Annotated in this window: 17 protein-coding genes; 4 read left to right on the forward strand and 13 right to left on the reverse strand. The window is 52.5% G+C overall.

The genetic code is table 11. The features are described 5' to 3' along the window. Window positions 1–68: 68 nt before the first annotated feature. Window positions 69–470: a hypothetical protein gene (locus ACFPOF_RS32310; RefSeq protein ID WP_378140099.1), complete on the reverse strand. Its 402-nt coding sequence runs from the start codon at window positions 468–470 to the stop codon at window positions 69–71. A gap of 674 nt (window positions 471–1,144) precedes the next feature. Between ACFPOF_RS32310 and ACFPOF_RS32315 the strand changes: the two genes are divergently transcribed. Continuing rightward, on the forward strand, window positions 1,145–2,275 hold the full coding sequence (locus ACFPOF_RS32315) for a hypothetical protein (RefSeq protein ID WP_378140101.1): 1,131 nt from the start codon (window positions 1,145–1,147) through the stop codon (window positions 2,273–2,275). A 435-nt stretch (window positions 2,276–2,710) separates the two neighbouring features. Here the strand turns inward: ACFPOF_RS32315 and ACFPOF_RS32320 are convergent, their stop codons facing one another. The 7 genes from ACFPOF_RS32320 to ACFPOF_RS32350 form a co-directional block, all read right to left on the reverse strand. Further along, entirely contained in the window at window positions 2,711–3,070 is a 360-nt protein-coding gene (locus ACFPOF_RS32320) for a DUF1304 domain-containing protein (RefSeq protein ID WP_378140103.1), read from the reverse strand. Between the two features lie 27 nt (window positions 3,071–3,097). Continuing rightward, entirely contained in the window at window positions 3,098–5,425 is a 2,328-nt protein-coding gene (locus ACFPOF_RS32325; protein ID WP_378140105.1) for an MMPL family transporter, read from the reverse strand. A 143-nt stretch (window positions 5,426–5,568) separates the two neighbouring features. Next, complete coding sequence (locus ACFPOF_RS32330) at window positions 5,569–6,165, reverse strand: TetR/AcrR family transcriptional regulator (RefSeq protein WP_378140107.1); 597 nt, start codon at window positions 6,163–6,165, stop codon at window positions 5,569–5,571. Between the two features lie 282 nt (window positions 6,166–6,447). Beyond that, window positions 6,448–9,168 (reverse strand): discoidin domain-containing protein, encoded by a 2,721-nt coding sequence (locus ACFPOF_RS32335; protein ID WP_378140109.1) that lies wholly within the window; start codon window positions 9,166–9,168, stop codon window positions 6,448–6,450. A gap of 38 nt (window positions 9,169–9,206) precedes the next feature. Continuing rightward, window positions 9,207–10,028: a carbohydrate ABC transporter permease gene (locus ACFPOF_RS32340; RefSeq protein ID WP_378140111.1), complete on the reverse strand. Its 822-nt coding sequence runs from the start codon at window positions 10,026–10,028 to the stop codon at window positions 9,207–9,209. Window positions 10,029–10,032: 4 nt separating this feature from the next. Further along, the gene (locus ACFPOF_RS32345) at window positions 10,033–10,914 is read right to left on the reverse strand and encodes a carbohydrate ABC transporter permease (RefSeq protein WP_378140113.1); all 882 of its coding nucleotides are present in this window, start codon (window positions 10,912–10,914) and stop codon (window positions 10,033–10,035) included. A 100-nt stretch (window positions 10,915–11,014) separates the two neighbouring features. Further along, window positions 11,015–12,400, reverse strand: a complete 1,386-nt coding sequence (locus ACFPOF_RS32350) for an ABC transporter substrate-binding protein (RefSeq protein WP_378140115.1) — start codon at window positions 12,398–12,400, stop codon at window positions 11,015–11,017. Between the two features lie 190 nt (window positions 12,401–12,590). Between ACFPOF_RS32350 and ACFPOF_RS32355 the strand changes: the two genes are divergently transcribed. The 3 genes from ACFPOF_RS32355 to ACFPOF_RS32365 are packed head-to-tail and all read left to right on the forward strand — an operon-like array spanning window position 12,591 to window position 16,552. Next, window positions 12,591–14,423 carry a cache domain-containing sensor histidine kinase gene (locus ACFPOF_RS32355; RefSeq protein WP_378140117.1) on the forward strand — a complete coding sequence of 611 codons (1,833 nt, stop codon included), beginning with the start codon at window positions 12,591–12,593 and terminating at the stop codon, window positions 14,421–14,423. Next, complete coding sequence (locus ACFPOF_RS32360) at window positions 14,420–15,994, forward strand: response regulator (protein ID WP_378140119.1); 1,575 nt, start codon at window positions 14,420–14,422, stop codon at window positions 15,992–15,994. The genes ACFPOF_RS32355 and ACFPOF_RS32360 overlap by 4 nt, the downstream gene beginning before the upstream one ends. A gap of 3 nt (window positions 15,995–15,997) precedes the next feature. Further along, complete coding sequence (locus ACFPOF_RS32365) at window positions 15,998–16,552, forward strand: DUF1697 domain-containing protein (RefSeq protein WP_378140121.1); 555 nt, start codon at window positions 15,998–16,000, stop codon at window positions 16,550–16,552. A gap of 137 nt (window positions 16,553–16,689) precedes the next feature. Here the strand turns inward: ACFPOF_RS32365 and ACFPOF_RS32370 are convergent, their stop codons facing one another. The 5 genes from ACFPOF_RS32370 to ACFPOF_RS32390 form a co-directional block, all read right to left on the reverse strand. Then, window positions 16,690–17,427, reverse strand: a complete 738-nt coding sequence (locus tag ACFPOF_RS32370; protein WP_378140123.1) for a tyrosine-protein phosphatase — start codon at window positions 17,425–17,427, stop codon at window positions 16,690–16,692. Beyond that, on the reverse strand, window positions 17,427–18,260 hold the full coding sequence (locus tag ACFPOF_RS32375; RefSeq protein WP_378140125.1) for a carbohydrate ABC transporter permease: 834 nt from the start codon (window positions 18,258–18,260) through the stop codon (window positions 17,427–17,429). The genes ACFPOF_RS32370 and ACFPOF_RS32375 overlap by 1 nt, the downstream gene beginning before the upstream one ends. An 18-nt stretch (window positions 18,261–18,278) precedes the next feature. Next, the gene (locus tag ACFPOF_RS32380) at window positions 18,279–19,259 is read right to left on the reverse strand and encodes a carbohydrate ABC transporter permease (RefSeq protein ID WP_378140127.1); all 981 of its coding nucleotides are present in this window, start codon (window positions 19,257–19,259) and stop codon (window positions 18,279–18,281) included. 109 nt (window positions 19,260–19,368) lie between these two features. After that, window positions 19,369–20,748 carry an ABC transporter substrate-binding protein gene (locus ACFPOF_RS32385; RefSeq protein WP_378140129.1) on the reverse strand — a complete coding sequence of 460 codons (1,380 nt, stop codon included), beginning with the start codon at window positions 20,746–20,748 and terminating at the stop codon, window positions 19,369–19,371. Window positions 20,749–20,825: 77 nt separating this feature from the next. After that, window positions 20,826–21,650, reverse strand: coding sequence for a metallophosphoesterase family protein (locus ACFPOF_RS32390; protein ID WP_378140130.1), 825 nt, complete (start codon window positions 21,648–21,650; stop codon window positions 20,826–20,828). Window positions 21,651–21,653 lie beyond the last annotated feature (3 nt).

Here is a 21,653-nt window from a genome sequence, read left to right on the forward strand (position 1 = left end):
TCAACGTTCGGCTTCAGTATAGCATAGCCGATGCGGCGAATACTTCCGCGAGAGGCTGTTCCGTACTGTTACGTATTTTTTGTTGCTTCACGGAAATGGGGAATCACATCGGTCATGATATCGTAAGCTTCTTGTAATGTTTTGACTGTTGCTCCGTCGTTATACTTCGTAATCAGCGAAGCCACATAACGAAGGTCGTTCGCCGTTCCTTCGTCGGGCGCAATGACAGCAGCGTCTATGAATATTTGAGGGTCAAATTCAGTAGTCATCAGTTGTACGGGGGAAAGCGACCCGTAGTTTTCAATAAAATCACCCAATCGTTCAGTCGTTTCGGTTATGCGTGTTAACGGCGTCGTATCGTCGAGCGTCCTGGATACCCAGACAGCAAGCGCGACAACTCCGATAATCGCTGCAATTAAGACAAGAGCGACGATATCACTCTTGATGCCTTTGATTTCACGGCTAGTCATTCGCTTGCTCCTCCTTTAATCAGTGGAATCCTGCAGGGCAATCGCTTACGAAAATCTGACATTACTTGCCCAGGCGATGTCCAAACATTCGCGAGGTAGTCCGTCAGCGGGCGTTTGTACGAAATTTCATACAAGGCGGTGCGCGAGGTAGTCCGTCAGCGGACGTTTGTACGAAATTTCGTACAAGGCGGGGCACGAGGCAGTCCGTCAGCGGGCGTTTGTACGAAATTTAGTACAAAGCGTGGCGCGAAGCAGTCCGTCAGCGGGCGTTTGTACGAAATTTCGTACAAGGCGGGGCGCGTTGTTCCAGCAATTTGCTCGATTGTATGATTATTCATCCAAACATCTGCGTTGCGGTGTCCGTTCGGCTGACTATGTATGATTTTTCGTCCATAGGCTCATCTTCTACTTTTCATGAGCATGCAGTCTGCTGTGTTCAGCCTAATTTCTATTCGTAAGCAATAGCCCTGTGGAATCCTGGAACTCCGATTCTCAAATTATACCTAATGTGCTATAATTCGGGCAAGATATGTTGAAACTGCAATTTTTCGCAACTAGAAGCCCTTGAGGCCGACTTCCCAACGAGCAAACGCTCGATAAAGAAGAAACGGCTTCAACAAGCGGCTTCTTTTTTCTCTCGAAGCGGCCCATCTCCAGTGAAAAGGAGTGAAGGAATGGAGAGCACGAAAAGAAATTATTACGATGACCTGCAAAAAACTGCAAAGCCCCTTGACGATTGGCTTATCTTAATGCGGATGAAGGAAGACGGCCATTGGTTCTGGCGTGCGTTAAAAGGCCCTGTTAAGATGATTATCAACGTCTTTAAGAAAGTGAAAGTTGCAGCAATCATAAAGTCGATTGCAACATCGACTTTACCTGTTGTCGTAGGCGCATTATCCTGGTTGAGTAACCTCGCATTATGGGAATCGATCGGGATTGGGGCTGCTGCTGCGGTTGCCGTGTATGTCATTTGTATTTTCAAATATCTGTCCTTGATGTGTACGCCCGGAGCAGACGAGTTTCATATTGGATATTTCAAAAAGAAACGGAAAGCCGAATACGATCGTTATTGGTCCCGCACAGTGGATACTGACTTTACTTTCGAGGGACTCCACAAATTTCTCGGCTCCGTCTTTGGATTCGCAGGCTCGGAGAAGATGCACTATGAAAAACAGCTTGAAATGTTGATCGAAGTGAAAGACAAGGAGATCGCCGAATATAAAGCTGAACTTGCAGAGTACGAAGAAGATATCAAAGATTTTGCGGAACAGCAGGAGCAGTCTGATCTAACCTTGGAGTATATTACCGATGTACTCAAAGATTTGAATGTTACATTATTTCGGATGGCGAACGGCATCATGGACTTCAACGACTTAGGGATCGTCGCCGGACTCACGATCTACGAGTACTCAGACGAGTTGCTACATAAAGTGGCCGACGTCAGAACGAGCGGCGTAAGCCCGCAAACCATTCATATTGAGGATCCGAGGTACAAAGACTTCTCGATCGTACAAATGGTGCACTCCTCTGATCGCTCTCCTAAGATGATGGAAGTTCGTCCCGGGTATCATCTGATCACCAATCGAATGAGAATGCACAATCACGTTACTTGGTACATCACGTTCCATGTGGATGCCGTTCGGAATCCAAAAGCGTTGTCGCTATTACTGCCATCTGATATGATAGAGATAAGAGAAATCTATCGGATGTTCCATGCGTTATGTTTGATCTTGCAGAGACGCGAATTATCCGCAAAGGACGGTGTTCAGGATGAGCTTACTGGCTCGCGAAGGGAATCGACTTAAAACCGTTGCGTTTAAATCCCAAAGAGATCTGAATGAAGCTCGCCGGAACGCGCGGGAACATGTTCTTAGGAAGATCGAAGCGAACGCGACTAAGCGTAATGCACAGAAGACCTTGGCGAAATAGTCGAGGTCTTCTCTTTTTATTCATCTTTTCCCCGCGTATAACATAAGCTACGACGGATAGACTGAGGGATAAAACAATGAGGTGAGCTTTTGGCGAACCGAAATAATCTAGTACCCATTAGAAGAAGAATGGCTTCTATCCCCTTCGATTCTCTGAAACAGCATCTTGCGGCAAGAAAGTTGAAACGGGAAAGAATTCTTCAGCGTGTACAAGATAATAAAGCCAAACGATGACCGAATGTATAAGAGAAAGAAGCCTGCCCTCGGGCAAGCTTCTTTTTCTTTTCGCCATGAACCAACCAGCAAGTTCGATCACCAAGTGAGCATTACCGCCACCCATGCCGCGAGCGCTGGGATGCCTTGCACGAACAAGATCGATTTCTTTACCGACCATCCTCCGTACAGCGCAGCAATGATCACACATACTAGAAAAAAAGTCTGGATCTGATACCCGACCGACGCGTCGGGGTGCACAAGTCCCCATACGAGTCCTGCCGCCAGAAAACCGTTATACAATCCTTGATTCGCAGCCAACGGCTTGGAATCCCGGGCAAAGCTCGAGGACGTCCCGAACCGTTTCCGCGTACCCGGAGATGTCCATAGGAACATCTCTACGATGAGGAAATAAGCATGCTGTAACGCGACAATCCCGACCAAGATCGCAGCGATCATTCTCGGCGGCCTCCCGTTTCGAAGTGGCTACCTTATTATTTTATTCGTCGAGGGGACCGATTTATCACTCCGCGCAGATGATTTCAACTTCCCGGAACCGACAGCAGCCGCACGTCCCGGGAACCACCAGCTCGCCCTTCCAAGCAGCTTCATCGTTACCGGCACAAGCAACATCCGGATAACGGTCGCATCAAGCGCGATCGCAACCGCCATGCCGAAGCCAAGCATCTGGATCGGCAGCACGCCGGAGAAAGCAAAGCCGGTGAATACGGCAACCATCAGCACGGCCGCCCCCGTAATGAGCGGGCCGGTTTTCTCCATGCCTTCGGCGATGCTGTCTTCGTGTGCGCCGGAGCGGTCGTATTCTTCCTTCACCCGGCTGACGAGGAATACTTCATAGTCTGTACTTAGCCCGAACAATAGTGCGAGCAGCAACATCGGCACGAAATGAATGATGTACCCTTGCGACTCGACGTCGAAAATTTGCGAGCCGTAGCCGAGTGCGAACACGAGTACAAGGATACCGTACGTCGCCGCGACCGAGATGAGGTTCAGTATGATCGCTTTAAGCGGCAACAGCACGCTTCTGAACGTCAGCACGAGGATCAGGAAAATGAGCACGAGCATAATGCCGAGCGCCGGCAACAAGTTGTCGTTGATGCCTTTCGATGTATCGATACCGGTCATCGTCTCCCCGCCGATATGGAACGAAGTGCCTGCAGGAAGTTGGAAAGAAGGCAGAACGTCGTCGCGCAAATGTTTCACAACATTGCGGCTAATATCACTGGAGGCGTGCTGGTCGAGCATGACTTGAAGAAGCGCGGTATGATGATCTCCGCCGTAATACCGGCCAAGCATGAATACTACATCGCTTGGCAATGCTGCGCTTCCAGCCTGAAGAGCGCCGGACATCGCGGCTGGCTCCATCCCCGGCAAGAACGATGCCGCGGAAGTGACCGCAAGCACGTGCTCTTGTTTGCCCAGCTCGGCCTGCAGTCGCATGATGCTGGCGATCGCGTCGGGCGAGCTCAAATCCCCGGTCGGGTTGTGCAGCACGACGTTAACCTGGTTCGCAGCGCCAACGCCGAACGATTTCTCCATGAGCGTGTAACCTTGCCGAACCGGTGTATCGGCAGGCAACGTGCTAATATCCGGCGAGCCAAGCTTCATATCGAGCGCCGGCGATGCGAAGGCGCCCAGAACAATGACGGTCAGAACGGTGATCAGCACAGGACGGCGCATAATCGCTTTCGTCCATTTCTTCCATGCGCTGAGCTTGCCAGTCTCGCGCGGCTTGAGGAACGGCAGGCTCCATTTGTTAATTCGATGACCGAGTATGACTAGAACGGCCGGCAGCAGCGTGAGGCTAGTTAACCCTGCCACGATTACGACGGCTATGCCTCCGAAGGCAATGGCTTTGATCGCATTAAGGGGCACGATAAACAAAGCGGACAATGCGGCGATGACGGTCAAAGCGGAGAAAAACACGGTATGACCGGCCGTTCCCAGCGTCGTAATAATCGCTTGTTGTTTCGTGTTGCCTGATTTGGCAAGCTCCGCCTTGAACCGGCTGACGATAAAGAGCGAGTAGTCTATGCCGACACCGAGGCCGAGCATCATTGCCGAGTTCGTAACGAATACCGACAACTCCACCTCTCTTGCGACAAGGTAGATAATCCCCATCGCCGACAACACCGACGCGATCGTCACGATAAGCGGAGTCACCGTCGCGACGACGGAACGGAACACGATGAGCAGGATGACGATGATGAGCGGAAATACGATCATTTCCGCCTTCGCGAGTCCTTCTTTGCTCTGCGTGCTGTTCTCTCCCCAGAACGGCGCTTCGCCGACAAGGTATGCTTCAACGCCAAGCTGCTTCGCTTGTTCGACGACGCGGTTCTGATAATCCGGGACACTATTGATCGCAAAATCAAGCTTCATGTTCATATCGACGAACGCGATGCTCAAATTCGGGTCTTTACCTACGAGCCCCTTCGCGATTCCGGGCGATGCGTCCAGGACACTGAATACGCCGGATACGCCCTCCTCCGTCTTCAGACGATCCGAGATTTGCTTCAGCTTCTCGTTGTACTCCGGCGTTCCGACAGCGTGATTCGGATCTCGCAGCACCAGCGTCATTGAGCTAGCCGATTTACCTTCGAACGCCGAAGCAAGCAGCTTGCCGGCCTCCAAAGATTGGGAGCCCGGTACCGCCCATCCGCCTCCGCTCAGCAGAGGGCTCAGCTTGCCGAATGCAACTCCTCCGAGCAAAGCTGCAACAATCCACAACATGACAACCGCCCATCTTAACTTATACAGCGCCTTCCCCCAACCGTGCAGCAAACCGTGCATTTCTCTCCACCGTCTTTCTCCCATTATTTTTCAAGTATATGCTTTTTATTGTTTGATCATTCAAACAATAAAAGAGATAAAAAGAGAGATCCGACTCAGGGCGTGTCTGAATACTCCGAGGACAGCGGGTTTTCAGACACGCCCTAAGGTTCTCGCTTTTCCGTCAATTGCTCGTAGAAGGCGTTATACATATCCCCTACCATCTCGTATGTCTCATCATATTTGAAGTCCGGATCGGTGATTTCCTGCAGGCCCAACCCTTGGAACACCGAATAGAAAATCGAAGCGAAAAGCGTCGCCTGCTCCGGCGGAAGTCCCGAAAGCTTGGCAATTTTATCGCTGATATGTTTGCGCTCCGTAGCAAGCATCACCTTAAGCGTCTCTCGTGCAGCTTCATTGCGGAGGCCAATCGCGAATAGTTCATAACGAAGGCGAAACCAATCGACGTCTTCGATGACCTTCTTCTTGGACGCTTCAAGCAATTCCCCAATCGCTTCTCTCGTCAAACTGGTAGCAGTATTCGGAATCAGATGATCGAACGATGCGCAGAATCGTTCCGTTTGCCTGCGGAACACTTCGGCGAACAGCAAATCTTTGCTCGAGAAATAGTAATTGATCAGCCCTTGGGCTACGCCTGCCGTACTCGCGATTTCCTTCGTCGACGCTTTGTCGTAGCCTTTCTCCGACAAGACGGTATAAGCGGCGGCGATTATTTTGTCTCTTTTGTCTGCGTCTGTCATCGGCACGCACCTTTGTCTTATTGGTGTGGGATGGAGTGTGTTTTGCAACTTGCGGCATGCGATTTCGAAATTTGAATGAACGTTCAAACAAAGATTAACACATCATTCCTTCGAGTGCAAGCGCTCGATGAACATGTCGTTGAAAATATATCATTGAGAAGTTGCTCGCTAACGTCGGCTTCATGGAATAATCCAGTTATTTGGCCCCTCGCTGAAAAAAACTACTCCCTCCAGGACGAAGTCTGAAGGGAGTACCCATAAATCGATTGTGATTACAAGCCATTATTTCAATACAACATCGTCAATTGTCGCCCAGCCGCCGGATGCGGTCGAATTGCCGTAGTACCAGACTTTAATCGTCTGCCCGGCCGTCGCGCTAAATGTGATCGTGTACGGCGCGTAGCCCACGTTAGCCGTAATGTTCGCCTGCCCGAACTGCGTTCCCCCGACGTCTACTCCAAGATAGATCGAACCGGTATTAGCCGCGCAATAGACCGTTAACGTATAACTCTTCGTCGCAGGCGCCGTAATGTTCTGCGAGATAGCGACATCGCCGCCGGAGGTCGGCCAGATGTAGCCGTCGTACATCGAAGCGTGCGGGTAGTTAGCTTCAATGCCCGCATTGGCGGGATGCCACTCGATGTACCAAGGCCCTTTCACTGCGGATTCAAAGTTCGGATTGCCGATCAGATTCGCCGTCGGTTGAGCGGAAGCGTACGCTTCGATCTCGGCGAGCTGCATCCGGTAAGGCTGGCCGGCTTCGTCGGTGATTCGCCGTAAATTCGTGCCTTCCACTTTGATATATCGCGCCGTCTGCGGGCTGAACGTGAACGGCTGAACGGAATTGCCGTTCAGCGAATAGTTCGTCTGTGTCGATACCGTCGTCCACGGACCTCCGGCATTCGTCGCAACCTGGATCGTGAAGTCGAGCGGGAAACCTTTGCCGAGATAATTCGTCGTATTGCTAGCCGCGTCGTTGCGCGGGTACAAATCGACTTCGCTGACCGTCTGGCTTACCCCCAAATCAAGCGTTACCGATTCGGTATGATTAACCGACTTATTGCTGTCGCTCGACCAGCCGTTCGAACTGCCCGACAGCCCGGCGGCGAACGGAGAAGAGTTGCGCAAGTCGTCGTTGATTCGCGTTAGCGCCCATCCGTCGGCCGTTCCTTCATACGAGCTCGTTGCCGTAACGGACGCGAGCGCCGCCAAATTCGTATACGGCTTGAAACCCGTCGGCAGCGCGAACAGCCTACCTTCCCCAGGGAGCAACGTAATGTTCAGCACGCCGGTACCGGAGCTGTACGTGCCTTGTACAAGCGACACTTCCGCACCTGTCGTCTTCGATACTTCCGTAATCGCCGACGGCTTCGTGCTGAAATTGAAGTCCAACGTCTTACTGTTGTTATAATCCCTGTTCGTCAGCATGACGTACGAGCGACCGCTCGGATCGGTGAAGTAGCCGATAATCATCGGTTGTGTCAAATCCGCCGGCTTCACGAAGAAATTCGAAGGTACGCCCCTCGCGCCATCCGGAAGAGTGTTGCCGGTATGGTACACCCTTCTCGACGTAAGGTTTTTCAACGTGTTGCCCAAGTTTTTCATCTCGGCGTTCAGCGTTTGAACTTGGCCGTACTTGATCAGCTTCGTACCGTCTGCATCGACAGGCGATTTGGAGAAATACTCATCCCCGTCATCCGGCCGCCAATACGTAAACCAGTTCAGCTTCTTGAAGCCATAGGTTAAATAAGAGTACACGTTCCAGCGCATCATGTTCATATTCGGATCGCGGATATAAGCCACGCCGGCAGAATTCGCGACCTGGATGCTTTGCAGAAAAGCTCCGTATACGACGTCGTTGGCCAACCCTCTGTCGCGCACCGTCTCCGCGTACTTGAAGTAATTGGGGTTGTCTTGCGTTCCGCCCCAGAACGGGTACGTATCGTGAAGGATGTAATCCGCACCGCTCATGTTCAGCCAATCGTCCCAATGGTTCTCGAAGGGCGTGCCGTAATTGTCGCGCTTCGTATACAGCCGAAAGAAGAAATCGTACGCCTTGGCCGTGCCGGCCTCGTACGCGGCGCCGTCGGCATACGTGTTGGCGTTGGAACGGATGACCCAACCGACGCTGTTGTCCCCGCCGCCGTTATGCGTGAGCTCCATGTAGTAGGTGGACCCCGGAGTGACCGTAGCATGAACCGGGAAATAAGGAAACTTCGCATTATCCCGCGTTTCGGCCGGAGTCCACCCCGTAACCGAAGCCTGCCCGAGCAGCGACGTCTTCGCCGAGCTGTTCCATAGTTTCAAAGTCAACGTCTCGCTGCTCGAACATTGAGACATATCGATGAACATGTCGATCCCGTCGAGGTACGACATGTTTGCCGGGACCTTGAACGTTTGCCCGATCGCATTGGTCGACGATACATAAGAGCCGTCGCCTCTGGAGGCCGAGTTGGACAGGACCAATTTGCCCGGTTCATAGTAATCCAAATCGTCGTCATAGAAGTTCATGTACACTTCAAGACTCGGCTTCAGCGATTTAATATACTTATAACTGTTAGCGAACCCTTCGGATTCCCATTCGCTAGGCTCATCTCTCAGAGCCAACCCTTTCACTCTGGAATCGTTGAGATAAGGCGTCACTGCGGCGTTAAGTGCAGCGTAATCCGCGGGCGTATAACTTTTGAAGTCAAAAATATTCGAATCGGTGACAAGCAGTTTAACGTTGTTAGCCGAACTGTAAGCGATTCCAGTTTCATTTAAAGCTTTGTTGATGTTCACCCCTTTCGGCTGACGGACCCCCACCATCGAATCAAAGTGGGCTGCAGCGATGTCGGCCCAGTTCGCGTTGGTGTTGAAATCGCCGCCAACGGTAATCGGGGGCTGCCAGAAGCCCCCGATTTCAAATGTGCCGATACCGGCCGCCGAACCGGCCGATCCCCCGGCCACCGTGCCCGCGACGACGACCGCAGACAGACATGCGCCTAATCTTCTTTTCTTCATTACCATGCCTCCATTCCATGTATTTTGGCTGAAGGCGGTCAGCTTTTGACGGCGCCCGCCGTTAACCCGGAAACGATAAATCTTTGGGCAAGTATATACACGATAATGACCGGAATCGATACGACGATGAGATCCGCGAAGATGAGGTTCCATTGGCTCGACTTCTCCCCCGCGAAGAAAAAGACGGTTAGCCCGAGCGTATATTTGCTTGCCTGGTTCAGGAAATAAAGCGCAATGCCGAAATCGTTCCACACCGTAACGAAGCCGAGCACAAGCGCGGTCGCGTTGATCGGCTTGAGCAGCGGGAAGATGACCCGGAAAAACAATCCGTATCCTTTCGTTCCGTCGATAATCGCCGCTTCGTCGATTTCGCGGGAGATGCCGTTATAGAAACCGATATACAAGAAGCCGATAACGGGATACATCGTAGCAACGTAGAGCAATATGACGGCTAGAAAACCACCCGTTAAATGCAAGTTGTACAACAGAATATAGGTAATAATGATCGACAATGGCAGAATCATGCCGCTTAGCAGCAGCACTTGCAGGAACTTCGTAAACTTGCTGTTTCTGCGCTGGATGACGAACGCCGAAGTGCTGCAGAGCAGGATGAGCAGCACAACGCTGGAACCGGTAATGAGAACGGAATTCCAGAACGCCGACGGAATTCGTCCGATCTTGAGCACTTCGGAATAGTTATCGACGATATGCCATACTTTCGGCAGAGAAATGCTCATGTCGGAAGCTTCACCTTCGGTTTTGAAAGAGTTGATCAGAACGATAAGAGAGGGGACTACGACGAGTCCGCTCAAACAGACGCCGATCACTTCCAGCACTAGCTTTTGCAGCTTGGGGTTCATCGTTTTACATCTCCACTTCTTTTCTGCTAATGAACAAATTCAGAATCGCCATCGTGACGAGAATAAGCAGGAACAAAATCAAATTCGCGGCGGTGCCTTCCCCGTAATATTGTTTGGAAAAGTCTTCGTACACCATGTAGTTGAGCGTCCGCGACACTTTGCCCGGTCCGCCGTTCGTCAGCGCGATGACGATGTCGAACACTTTCAGACCGCCGATCATCGACAGGAAAAACACCGATTTTATCGAAGGAAGCAGCAGCGGTAACGTAATGGACCGAAATTTCTGCCACGCGCTCGCCCCGTCGATCGTTGCGGATTCATAAGCATCTAAAGGAATCGACTGCAAACCCGCGAGGAAAAGCACCATGCCCATTCCCGTCCATTTCCACACTTCCACAGCGCTGATCGAATACATAACAAGCTTCGTGTTCGTGAGCCACTCTTGAGCTAGCGAATCTAGGCCAATCAGCCGTAAAGATTGATTCAATAGCCCCGTCGTCGGATGATAGATCGCCGAGAAAGCAAGCGCGACGGCAACCGTACTGAGGATGACGGGGAAGAAAAAGACGGTCCGCAAATAGAGCGTCGTCCTCAATTTCATGTTCAGGAGCAATGCGAGCGCCAAGCCGAGCGCCATTTTGAATACAGTCGTTACGATCGTAAAGACGATCGTATTTTGCAGGGAAAGCATGCTCTCTTCCGCATCGAACAAAGATTTGAAATTGTCCCATCCGATGAAACGCGCGGAATAGAAATCGAAATCCGTCAAATCCGTAAACGCGAAATAGAACGAACCCATCGACGGCACGATAAATAAAAGCACATACAGAAGCGCGCCGGGCAATAACATTCCGTACGTGTAGTTTCTGCGCATGAGTTTGTTCATGGAGCACCTCATCTTTCAACTTCTGAGAAAGGAAGGGGAACTGCACTGCCCGATTGCTCAGTGCGGTTCCCCACCCGCGTTTATCCGTTACGGATCGATTTTAGTGGAAGTTCGGATCCTTCTTCGCTTTGGCGTCTTTGGCGAAGTCTTTATCCATCGCGGCCAATACTTGATCCGGCGTCTTGCTTCCGACGAGCGCGTCTTGCAAGTACACGCCGAAGTTGCTGAGGTCATAGTCGAAGCCGTATTGCCAGTTCGCGAATTTGCGGCCCGCGTCGACAAGTGTTTTCGCATCCAGCTCAGCCGGCGTCAGCTTCGTTTTCGTTACGCCGTTCAACGCCGGAATCCCGCCTTCATTTTCGAAATACAGATTTTGCGTTTCGAGCGACTCGAAGTAATTCACGAACTTTTGCGCAGCATCCTGGTTTTTGCCTTTCGGAACGAACATGCCGTAAGGTGCGAATACAGGTAAAATATCAGTGTCATCGCCGTCGAACGGCATGATGAAGGAGCCGATGTCATTGACGTTGTCCGGGAACTTCGTCACGATGTCGCTCATCATCCACGTGCCCATGTGGTACATGGCGGCTTCGCCGGTTGCGAGCGCCTTCTCGGCGTTGTCGTACGTGTCGGACAAGAACGTTTTGTTGATATATCCTTTGTTCTTCAGATCGACCAGCGCTTCGATCCCTTTTTTCATATTGGCATAGTCCGTGAATTTAGCCTGGTTTTTGTTGATTTTGTCCGCCAGCTCGCCATAACCTTTCTTGGAAGCAGCATTAAACGGAAGCAATTGCAGCGTCCAGTTGTCTTTACCCGAGTAATAGACCGGCGTTTTGCCCGCTTTCTTGATCGCTTCGCACACGGCGAGGAAATCGGCGTACGTCTTCGGAATTTGGAGGTTAAGACTCTCGAACACTTTTTTGTTATAGAGGACGGCGGACACGTTGGAACCCCAATAAGGAGCCGCATAATAGCCGCGATCGCCGTTTACGTTTTCTTTCTCGTCGAGCGCTCTGATCCAGGATGATTTATCGAAGTTTGCCATCCACGGCTGGTCTTCTTGTTTGACGAAGTTGTCGGCAGGAGGTCCGATTTTGGAAAAAATGCTGCCCGGGAAGAAAAGCAAAATATCGGGCGTATCTTTCGTGGCGAACCGTGTTTTGATCAAGTCGTTGCCGGCATCCGTGTCCGGTACTTTCTCGACTTCGAGTTCGAAGCCGTGAGCTTCCGCATCTTTGACGACGGCATCCCAACCGGACTTGAACCAGGAAGCGTGACCGAGCACTTTTAATTTGACTTTCTCGACTGACTGATCCGATGCGGATGCGGACGGCGATCCCGATGCCGTTGCCGATGCGCTTGGCGAAGCGCTCGATGCACTTGGCGATGCCGTATTATTGTTGTTTCCGCAAGCGGCCAAGAAAAGCGTCATCGCTGCGATTGCCGATGTCAGTCTGACTCTCTTTGACAATAAACCCCTCATTCTACTTCCTCCTAAAAATGCGTTTATGAAACGGCTTACATTCGTAACAATATATTAACGTCGCTAAACAAGAAATAGACGATCGTCCACGCCAAAGTGGATAATTGTTCATCTTCGCCCGATTCGCATGATTCCTGTCGTTTTCACTTCGCGTTCGTGTTAATCTTGAGTCGCCGAGGTGATCCGATCGATGTTCTCGTTCAGAACGTTTCAGATGAAACTATTTATGAGTTACTCCGTCTTCCTCGTTATTTTCGCGCTGGCTATCAGCATTCCGATGTACTTTTACTTAAAGCATACGACGGAGAAAAATATCATTTTCAGCGTGCAGCAGTCGACACGAAGCATTACCGAAGGATTCGAGCTATTCTCCAACCAGTATGAGAGCATGACCCTCCAGCTCTACTTGAAGAGCGAGGACGACTCACGCAACCATGTGATGCGTTCGCTGCTCACCTTATCTTCGGAACCGAGCGAAGCGGAGCTGCTGAGAGCGGCCACCTTTATCGACGCGAATATCGCACTACTAGCCGAAGTATACAAAAATGTGTACCGGATCAGCATCTACACAGACCAAGGTGACTTCTTCTCCAACCTGCCTCACGATCAGCCGGTCGACCGCGCGATGCTGACGCAGCGCAATTGGCTTCGCAAGCCATTGCAAGCCGACGGAGCCGCCGCACTTGTGTATTCCGATAAAGATCCTTGGATCGGAGAAAACCGAACGCCCGTGTTTTCCTATATCCGCATGCTCAAGTTCGACAGCATTCATGTCGGCTATCTGGAAGTGCAAATGCGGGCAGACCGTCTGATCGCGCCGGACAAGCTGACGGATATCCCCGGCGCAACGCTATCGATCTTCAGCGACACGGATACGCTGTACTCCGGTCTGTCTCCGCAGTACGACGGCGCGAACCAGCCGATTCCCGAGCTTGCTTCGGTCACGTCCGGTGAGGACGCCGGCGTAACGAGCTTTACATTTAACGGCAATAAACAATCCGCCATTTTCCGTCATTCCGAGCGAACCGGCTACACGATGCTTTATGCCATTCCCGACAAGCGGTTGTTTGCGCCTCTGCGCCTTTTCCGCAACATTTCCTTGCTCGCCGTCTTCGTTCTCATCGCTCTGTCTATTCTCGTCTTTTACGTGTTATCCCGTACGTTGACTTACCCGATCAAGAAGCTGAGGAAAATGATCGACACGATCGATTTGGAAGACACGAAAGTAGAGATCAACAATGAATTCAGAATGGACGAAATCGAGCTGCTGAACCGATCGTTTCGCAAAATGAACCATCGGCTGCAAGGCTCTCTGGAGGAAATCGTACAATTTCGCACATTGCAGCTGCAATCCCATTTCGAAGTGCTGCAAGCGCAGATCAACCCCCACTTCCTGTTTAACATGCTCGGCGTCATCACGATCTTAACCGAAGAAGAAGACAATGCCGGAGCGGCCAACGTCTGCCGAAAGCTGGCGAGCTTCCTCCGATACACGATCATCCAGACCGACCCAATCACAACGATCGAGAATGAAATGAATTTCGCTCAAAATTATTTGGAGTTGATGAAAACAAGATATTCGCATCGCCTGCAGTTTCAAATAGAAATGCCGGAAGACATGAAGCAGCTCTCTGTTCCGAAGCTGACTTTGCAGCCGCTTGTAGAGAACGCGGTCAATCACGGGTTTCAAGGCATAGATCACGAATTGGTCATCGCCATTCGCGGGCAGATCGAGGGCAACCGATGGTCGATTGTCATCGCTGATAACGGCTGCGGATTCGAGTCCGCCCGCCTTGCTTCCCTTCGGCAAAAAATGGAGACGTTCGGAGAAAGTCTGGATACCGTCCAGAACAATGATCGGCTGTCGCTTGGCGGGATGGGCATTATTAGCACTTTCGCCAGGTTAAAGCTGCATTACAGGAATCGTATCGAATTCCAGATCGTTAATGATCCGGAAGGCGGCGCATCTATTTTTATATCGGGTTGGATGCCCGGCAGCCGGAGCGGGGAGGAACTCTCATGAACGTTATGCTTGTAGACGACGAACCGATTTTTATGAATAAAATCAAACGGATTATTGCCGAATTCAGCAGCGAAAGCGGAATTGAAACGCGTATTACGGCGGAAGTATACAGTGGTCAGGAAGCATTGCGTGCCATCGCCGTTCAGCCTCCCGACATCGTGTTCACCGATATCAAAATGTCCAACATGGATGGCATCGAGCTGTCCAAAGCGTTACACAAAGAATGGCCCGACATTGCCGTCGTCATTATTAGCGGCTACCCTTCGTTCGATTACGCCAGGGAAGCGATGCGCGCCAACGTGGTCGATTATTTGCTGAAGCCGATCGACCCGGAGCTTGTGAAAGCGCTGCTGTACCAAATCCAGCCCAAAATCCAGAGCAATCGCTATGCGCGCGGGAAAAAGCTGATCCAAAGCCTCATCGAATCCGAAGCTCCGAGCGGCGTTGAAGAGCCAGTCGACCTTCGGGAAATAAGAGATTACGCCTCCTATTGCGCATTCGTCGTTCAGAATCCCGAAGCGTTAGGCGACAAGGATGGGATTTTCTTGCAGCCGCCCGATCATCGGCACGAACAGTTCGCCGAACATGCGCAACGTCTTGCGAGCGCAATCGGAAACGTCTGGACGTTTAACGCGTCCGACGGGCGGTCCTACATCATCGTCGCTGGACTGCACCGTTACGACAAGCTGTCGAGCAAGATGATCGCAGAGGCGGCGCGGGATTATTTTGCGGCAAGCGGTGTTGCAATCTCCGTTGCCTGCAGCCACGAAGTAAGCAGCCTGACCGAGATGAAGGAAGTCGTTCAACGGCTCCATCAATTGCTGTATAATCGAATGATGATCGGCTGTTCGCAAATTCTCGCTCTGCAAGACGCGGTCAACGAGCCGAAGACACCCTATTCGCAAGCGGCGAACGTGCTGGAATCGAAATTGATGGCGTGGGTGTCCAAAAAAGACTGGCCTGCCTTAAAAAATGAATTTTTCCGTCTGTTTCAGCTCTGGGAGACCGAACAATATCCTACCATTCAAATCGAAACAAACCTCAAAAGAATCATTCATCTCGTTGAACGCCAACTGCACGCATCCGACGCGATGGCGAGCAAAACGTTGGAGAAAAGAATCGAGGAAATTTTGTATACCGCCGCTTCTTATGAAGAGGCAGCCGTATTTTGTTGGGATCGGTTGGATGGGCTTCTGCGATTCCAATCCGGCGAGACGCACCATGATCACGCCGAATCGGTATATCAACGCGTACAGGAGTATTTAATTGCTCACCTGAACGAGCCGATCGGCCTGAGCCAACTCATCGATCAGTTCGATGTGTCCCGCACATACTTGTGCAACCTGTTCCGCAACTACGCGAACGCTTCGTTCCTGGAATACTTCACGAAACTGCGAATGGACAGGGCGAAAGAGCTGATGCGCGATCATCCCGACATGATTGTGAAGGATATTGCCGAACTTGTCGGTTATGCAGACCACCATTATTTCAGCCGAGTGTTCAAAACGAGCTGCGGCAGCACGCCAAGCGATTACAAAATGTCTTTATTGAAAATTCGAGAGGGGAAATGAGGAATGACCGTCCATATCGCGCTGCTGAGGGGCATTAACGTCGGCGGACATAACAAAGTCAAAATGAGCGAGCTGAAGACGATGTTCGAGGGGCTCGGATTTAGCGGCGTTCAAACTTATATTCAAAGTGGCAACGTCCTGTTCTCGTCGGACGAGCCTTCCGAGGCGCTGCGTGCCCGGATCGAACAAACATTCGAGTCAACGTTCGGATTCCGGATCAGCATCCTTCTAAGAACGCAAGCGGAGTTCGAGACGATTCTCGCCCGCCTTCCCTTCTCCGAAGACGACATCCAAGCGGCTACAGGAACGCTGGGCAAAGAAGTGCTCTACGTCACGCTGCTTGACGCAGAGCCGACTCCGGAGGCTGTGGACAAGCTCGGCACATACGAGAAAGACAAGTACGTCATCGACGGTCTGACGGTCTACTTGCTGTTCGACCAGACGATCCTCGACTCCAAGCTTGCAGCCAGCTTGCCGAAGCTGGGCGTAACGATGACGATGCGTAATTGGAAAACGATGACGAAACTTACTTCTCTCGCCCAAGCGATGACTCCCTGAAGGAATACATGATAGTTTACGCATTTCCATGGTCTTGATCTGTCCGAACATGCGACGACAACGACAACAACGCATTCGCCCTTACCGGAGCGAATGCGTTGTTTCGTCTTCATATGGAAAACTAAAGCGTTATCGCATCAGCCAACCAGCTTGCTTTTCAGAACTTGCACAGTCTCGTCGGATAACCCGATCGTTTTCAAATAACTTTCCGCCCCGCCGTATCGATCCGTCAGATGGGCGAGCATCATCTCCATGTTTTCCGGCTCGGCGCCGAGAAACTTCTCGTACATTTCCGCAGACACGACGTCGGGACGCCCCTTGCGCAGCTCTTCCATAAGCGGCGACAGGCAAGCGGCCGTCATCGCGTAATCCGCAACGATGACATCGCGGGACACGCCGGCCAGATCGAGCAGCAACGCGGCGGTTACGCCGGTGCGGTCTTTGCCTGCCGCACAGTGGAATAGCACGCTCTCTTCCGGATCGGCGGCCAGAAGTTCGAACACCTGAAGAAGCTGCGGTTGAACGTTGTCGAGAATGTCGACATACAAGTCCCCGAGCGAGCGAATGTTCATGCTCGTCGATTGGGTCGGATTGATCAGACTGACGTTGTTGTACGCGACGCGGTCGGAGGACGCGAACACGTTCGCCGCCTCTTCCAGCTCTCGACCGTGGCGCAAATCAACGATCGCCCGCACGCCGCGCTCGACAATCTCTTTCTGGTCATCTGCCGTCAGCTTGTGCAGGCCGTCAGCCCGGTAGAACATACCGCGGCGGACGGCTCGTCCGTCCTTTGTCGGATAACCTCCAAGATCGCGGACGTTGTAAGCTCCTTCCATAGATACGCGTCGTTCGTTCGACGTTGTTGCAGCATTCATTAGCGTAATCCGCCTTTCACGAAGGAATCGATAATTTGTTTTTGCAAAACCAAATAAAGGACGAGAACAGGCAAGCTTGCGATCGTCGTCGCCGCCATCAGCGGCCCCCACAAGTTCATATCGGTCGACATGAACATTTGCAGCCCTTTCTGCATCGTCGAATGCTCGAGCTTGGTCGTGACGAGCAGCGGCCAGAAGTAATCGTTCCATGACGTGATGAATAGCAAAATGCCGATCGAAGCAACTGCCGCGCGCAAGTTCGGGAATATCGTCTTCCATAGCACGCTCCAATCGGACGCGCCGTCGAGACGAGCCGCTTCAATAAGCGCTTTGGGGAACGACTTAAACGTGTTGAACAGCTGCATGACGGCAAAAGCCGAAGCGATATTCGGGACGATCAACCCCATTAGGGAGTCGCGCCAGCCAAGATTGCTAATGACGACATAGTTCGGAATCATAATGACCTGGAATGGCACAAGCCATGTCAGACCGATCAGTCCGTAGATCAAACTGCTGCCCTTGAAGTTCCAACGCGTGAACGCAAAAGCGGCCAAAATGCTCGTGAACAACTGCGCAACCGTCTGTAGAAGCGCCACGACCATCGAATTCGTCAGCATTCTCGTCATCGGAACGGAATGCCACGCTTGAACGTAATTGTCGAACGTCCAATGATGTGGAAGCATGCTGGAGTTAAAAATTTCGGAGGACGGCTTAAACGATGTCGCCACCATCCAGTAGAGCGGGAATACGGAGAGGAAACCGAGCGCGATCAGCACCGCATGTTTCCCCGCTAGCGAAGCTTTCCAGCCTTTCAAACCGGCTTCGTTGCCCACGGGTATGCCTCCTTCTCCTTAGTCGTCGAAGAACGACAGCTTCTTCGTCAGTTTCATGAAGCCTAGCGCGATGATGCCGAACCCGATGAAGATGACGACCGCCGCCGCCGAGCTCCAGCCGACCGAGAACGTCTGGAAACCGTAAGTCCATAGCAAGTAGTAAATGTTCGTCGTCGCGTTCATCGGACCGCCCTGCGTCAGCACGTTAATGTAGGAGAAGCTCCACTCGGAAGCGAAAAGCGTGCTGAGCATCGCCATGAAAAGTATCGTCGGAGACAGCAGAGGCAATATAACGTGCCGGATAATTTGCCAGCGATTCGCCCGATCCATTCTTGCCGCCTCGAAATATTCCTTGTTGATGTTCGTCAGCGCCGCCGAGAAGATCAGCGTACTGAACCCGATCAGCTTCCAGCCGGTAATGAACGTAACGGACCAGATCGCCCATTTCTCATCGGTGAAAAAACGAATCGGTTCGTCCAAGCCGAAAACGGAGTGCAGCGTCTGATTCAAAATGCCGTTCGTCGGATGCATGATCCAACGCCACACGGAAGAGACGGCGACCGGCGCCATAATCATCGGCAGGAAAATAATCGCGCGATAGAAATTACGCGAACGCTTGCCGATATTGTCAGTTACGATGGCGATCATAATCGGAATGATCAGCGAGAACGGAACGACGCCGAGAGTGTAGATCAGCGTATTCCAGAGCGCGATGCCCATCTCGGGCAGCGTCACCAGGTTCTCGAAGTTGCGCATGCCGACGAATGCTTTCGGCGAAGTCGGCAGCAGGTTCCATTGGTAGAAGCTGAGCTGGAACGTCTGCACGAGCGGACGATAAATCCAGTAGCCGATCGACAGCACTGCCGGAAGCAGGTAAAGATAAGGCATGAAACCGCGCATCCGCACGGACAAAGCCTTGCGTTCCTTCGCCCGCGATTGCGGCTTTGGATTCGTCTTCGCCTGCGGCGGCAAGGGCGTCGCGACCGTCTCGTAGCTCATGAATGACCCTTCTTTCTCCGCTGTTGATGATTGACGAAGCCGGGCGAACGGAAGGGCTAGGTTGCCCCCCCCGTCCGCGACGGCCGATTAGGTTATCAGGCTGCTCTTGCTATTGGACTAACGCTTGCGCGCGCTTCTGTGCGTCCTGCATGATCGTTGCGACATCGTCCTTCGAGAGAATCGACTTCTGCACCGCATCGAGCAGAATCGTCTCGATCTGGTGCCAGTTCGCGCCCGGGTACGATACCCATGGCTGCAGACGTTCGAGTTGGGCAAGGTTCGGCTTGATGAGCGGGTTTTGCTCAACCCAATCTTTCAAATATTGCGGGTCTTCAACGATGGACGGACGAAGCGGGAGATACCCGATCTTGGACGTAATGATCGTGTAGCCGCGCTCGCTCGTCGCGAATTTCAGGAATTGCCATGCCGCTTGCTGCTTCGCTTTGTCGTTAGACAAGATGAACAGCGCGCTGCCGGAATTGACCGGCGTCGTCGGCTTGCCGTCGAAGGAAGGCATCGCAGCGGCTTTCAGCTCCCAGCCGCCCGCTTGCGACGCGCCGAGGAACATGTTCTGAAGCGCGCTCGTGAACAAGAGCATGCCGACTTTGCCTTGCGAGAACGCCTCGATCACTTCCCCGTCGTTCAGCTTGTCGGAAGCACCGCTTGCGATCATGTCTTGCCACATCTTCATTGCGCCGACCGCTTCCGGAGAACCAAAGGCTATCGTCTTGCGATCGTCGGACAACACTTTGCCGCCGTTGCTGCCGATAAGCGCCTGCACAATCCAGTCCGCTCCGGCAGAACCGCCGATATGAACGCCCGACGCTTTCGTCGCCTTGTTGATCGCGAGCGCGTCTACCTTCACTTCCGCCCAAGTCGTCGGCGGCTTCTCGGGATCGAGGCCCGCGTCTTTGAATAGCTTCGCGTTATAGAACAGGACCGGCGTGCTGAACGTGAACGGCAGCCCGTACGTCTTACCGTTCAGTTGGCCGAGCTTTAAGCCGTTCGGGGAGAATCCTTTGAAGTTCTCGGCGAGCTCGTCGGCAGGGACGACTTCCTCCAGCGGCTTCGCTCCGAAGTTGTTGACCGCGAAATCCAAGCCGTCGAAGACGAGCTGTGCGACGTCCGGAGGAGAGCCTGCGGCGAGATCGGCCTGCACTTTCGCGTTGATCTCGTTCGACGCAACGGGGATGCCTTCGACTTCGATGTTCGGATAAGCCGCTTCGAATTCGTCGATGAGCAGTTGCGTACCTTCCTTCTGACCGGCCGTTGCGAGATTGTAGCTGTAAAATTTGATTTTCACTTTTTCGCCGGAAGCTGTCGCCCCTGTCTCCGATGCCGATGCGCCCGCCGAGGATGCAGGTGCGCTGCTGTCATTCCCTGCGGATGCGTTCGCGCCGTTGTTGTCGGACTTGCCGCAAGCGGTCATCGCCGTCGTTGCTACCGCCAAAGTCAGTAAACCTGTCGCCCATGCCTTTTTGTTCGCCATTTCTTCGTTTCTCTCCCTTTTATCGAATCTCTTATTGGATCGTAGGAACTTTTGCTGCGCGTCTTGGCGCCATGCGTTTAAGCGTGGGCCGGATGTTTCGCAGGGTCCCATTCGTAGAGCAATTTGTGCTCGCCGGGCAAGTAAGTCGGCTGTACGGCCATCCGACCGTTCTTGACGGTAACGAGGTTGTAGCCGCTGTTGTCCACGAAACGCATAGTGACCGTTGCCATCGGGTCGAGGCCGAATGCCACGCCGGTCGCCGCCGCGCTGACGATACCGTTTAAGCTGCCGATGTTATGAAAATGAATGTGCCCCGACAGCAAGCCGATCACGTTCTTGCCGAGTATGGCGCTCGCGAGATCGGTCGGGTTTTGCAGCAGATAACTATCCATCAATGCGCTTGGCGTCGGCGTGACCGGGTGGTGTAGCACGACGATCGTCCCTTCCGGCGCCGGCTCGGACAGCGTATCGGCCAGCCAGGCGAGTTGATGCTCGTCCAGGCGGCCGTCATGAGTGCCGGGCACTTGAGTGTTCAGCATAACGATCCGCAGTCCGCGCTCCATGAAGCTGTAGTAGTAGGATTGCTCCGACGGCTCTTCGCCAAGAAACCCTTCGCGGAACGGTGCTCGGAAATCATGGTTGCCTAGGCCGACGTGAATCGGGATGCCCGTCGCGGCTGCTTCTTCGTCTAGCACTTGCTTCAAGTGGACGTAGTCGGCGAGGTCGCCGTCCTGGGTCAAGTCGCCGCTAATGATCGCGAACGCCGGTTTCGTCCGCAGCGTTCGGATTTCCGCGAATACCGCGCGAAGCTTCGCCGTCATGTCGATGCCGAACATCGGGTTGTTTTTGCCCGGGGCGTTAATGTGAATGTCCGTCAGGTGCACGAAAAAAATCGGCTCCATATC

It is taken from the genome of Cohnella soli (assembly GCF_042655525.1).
Classification (GTDB): Bacteria; Bacillota; Bacilli; order Paenibacillales; family Paenibacillaceae; genus Cohnella; species Cohnella soli.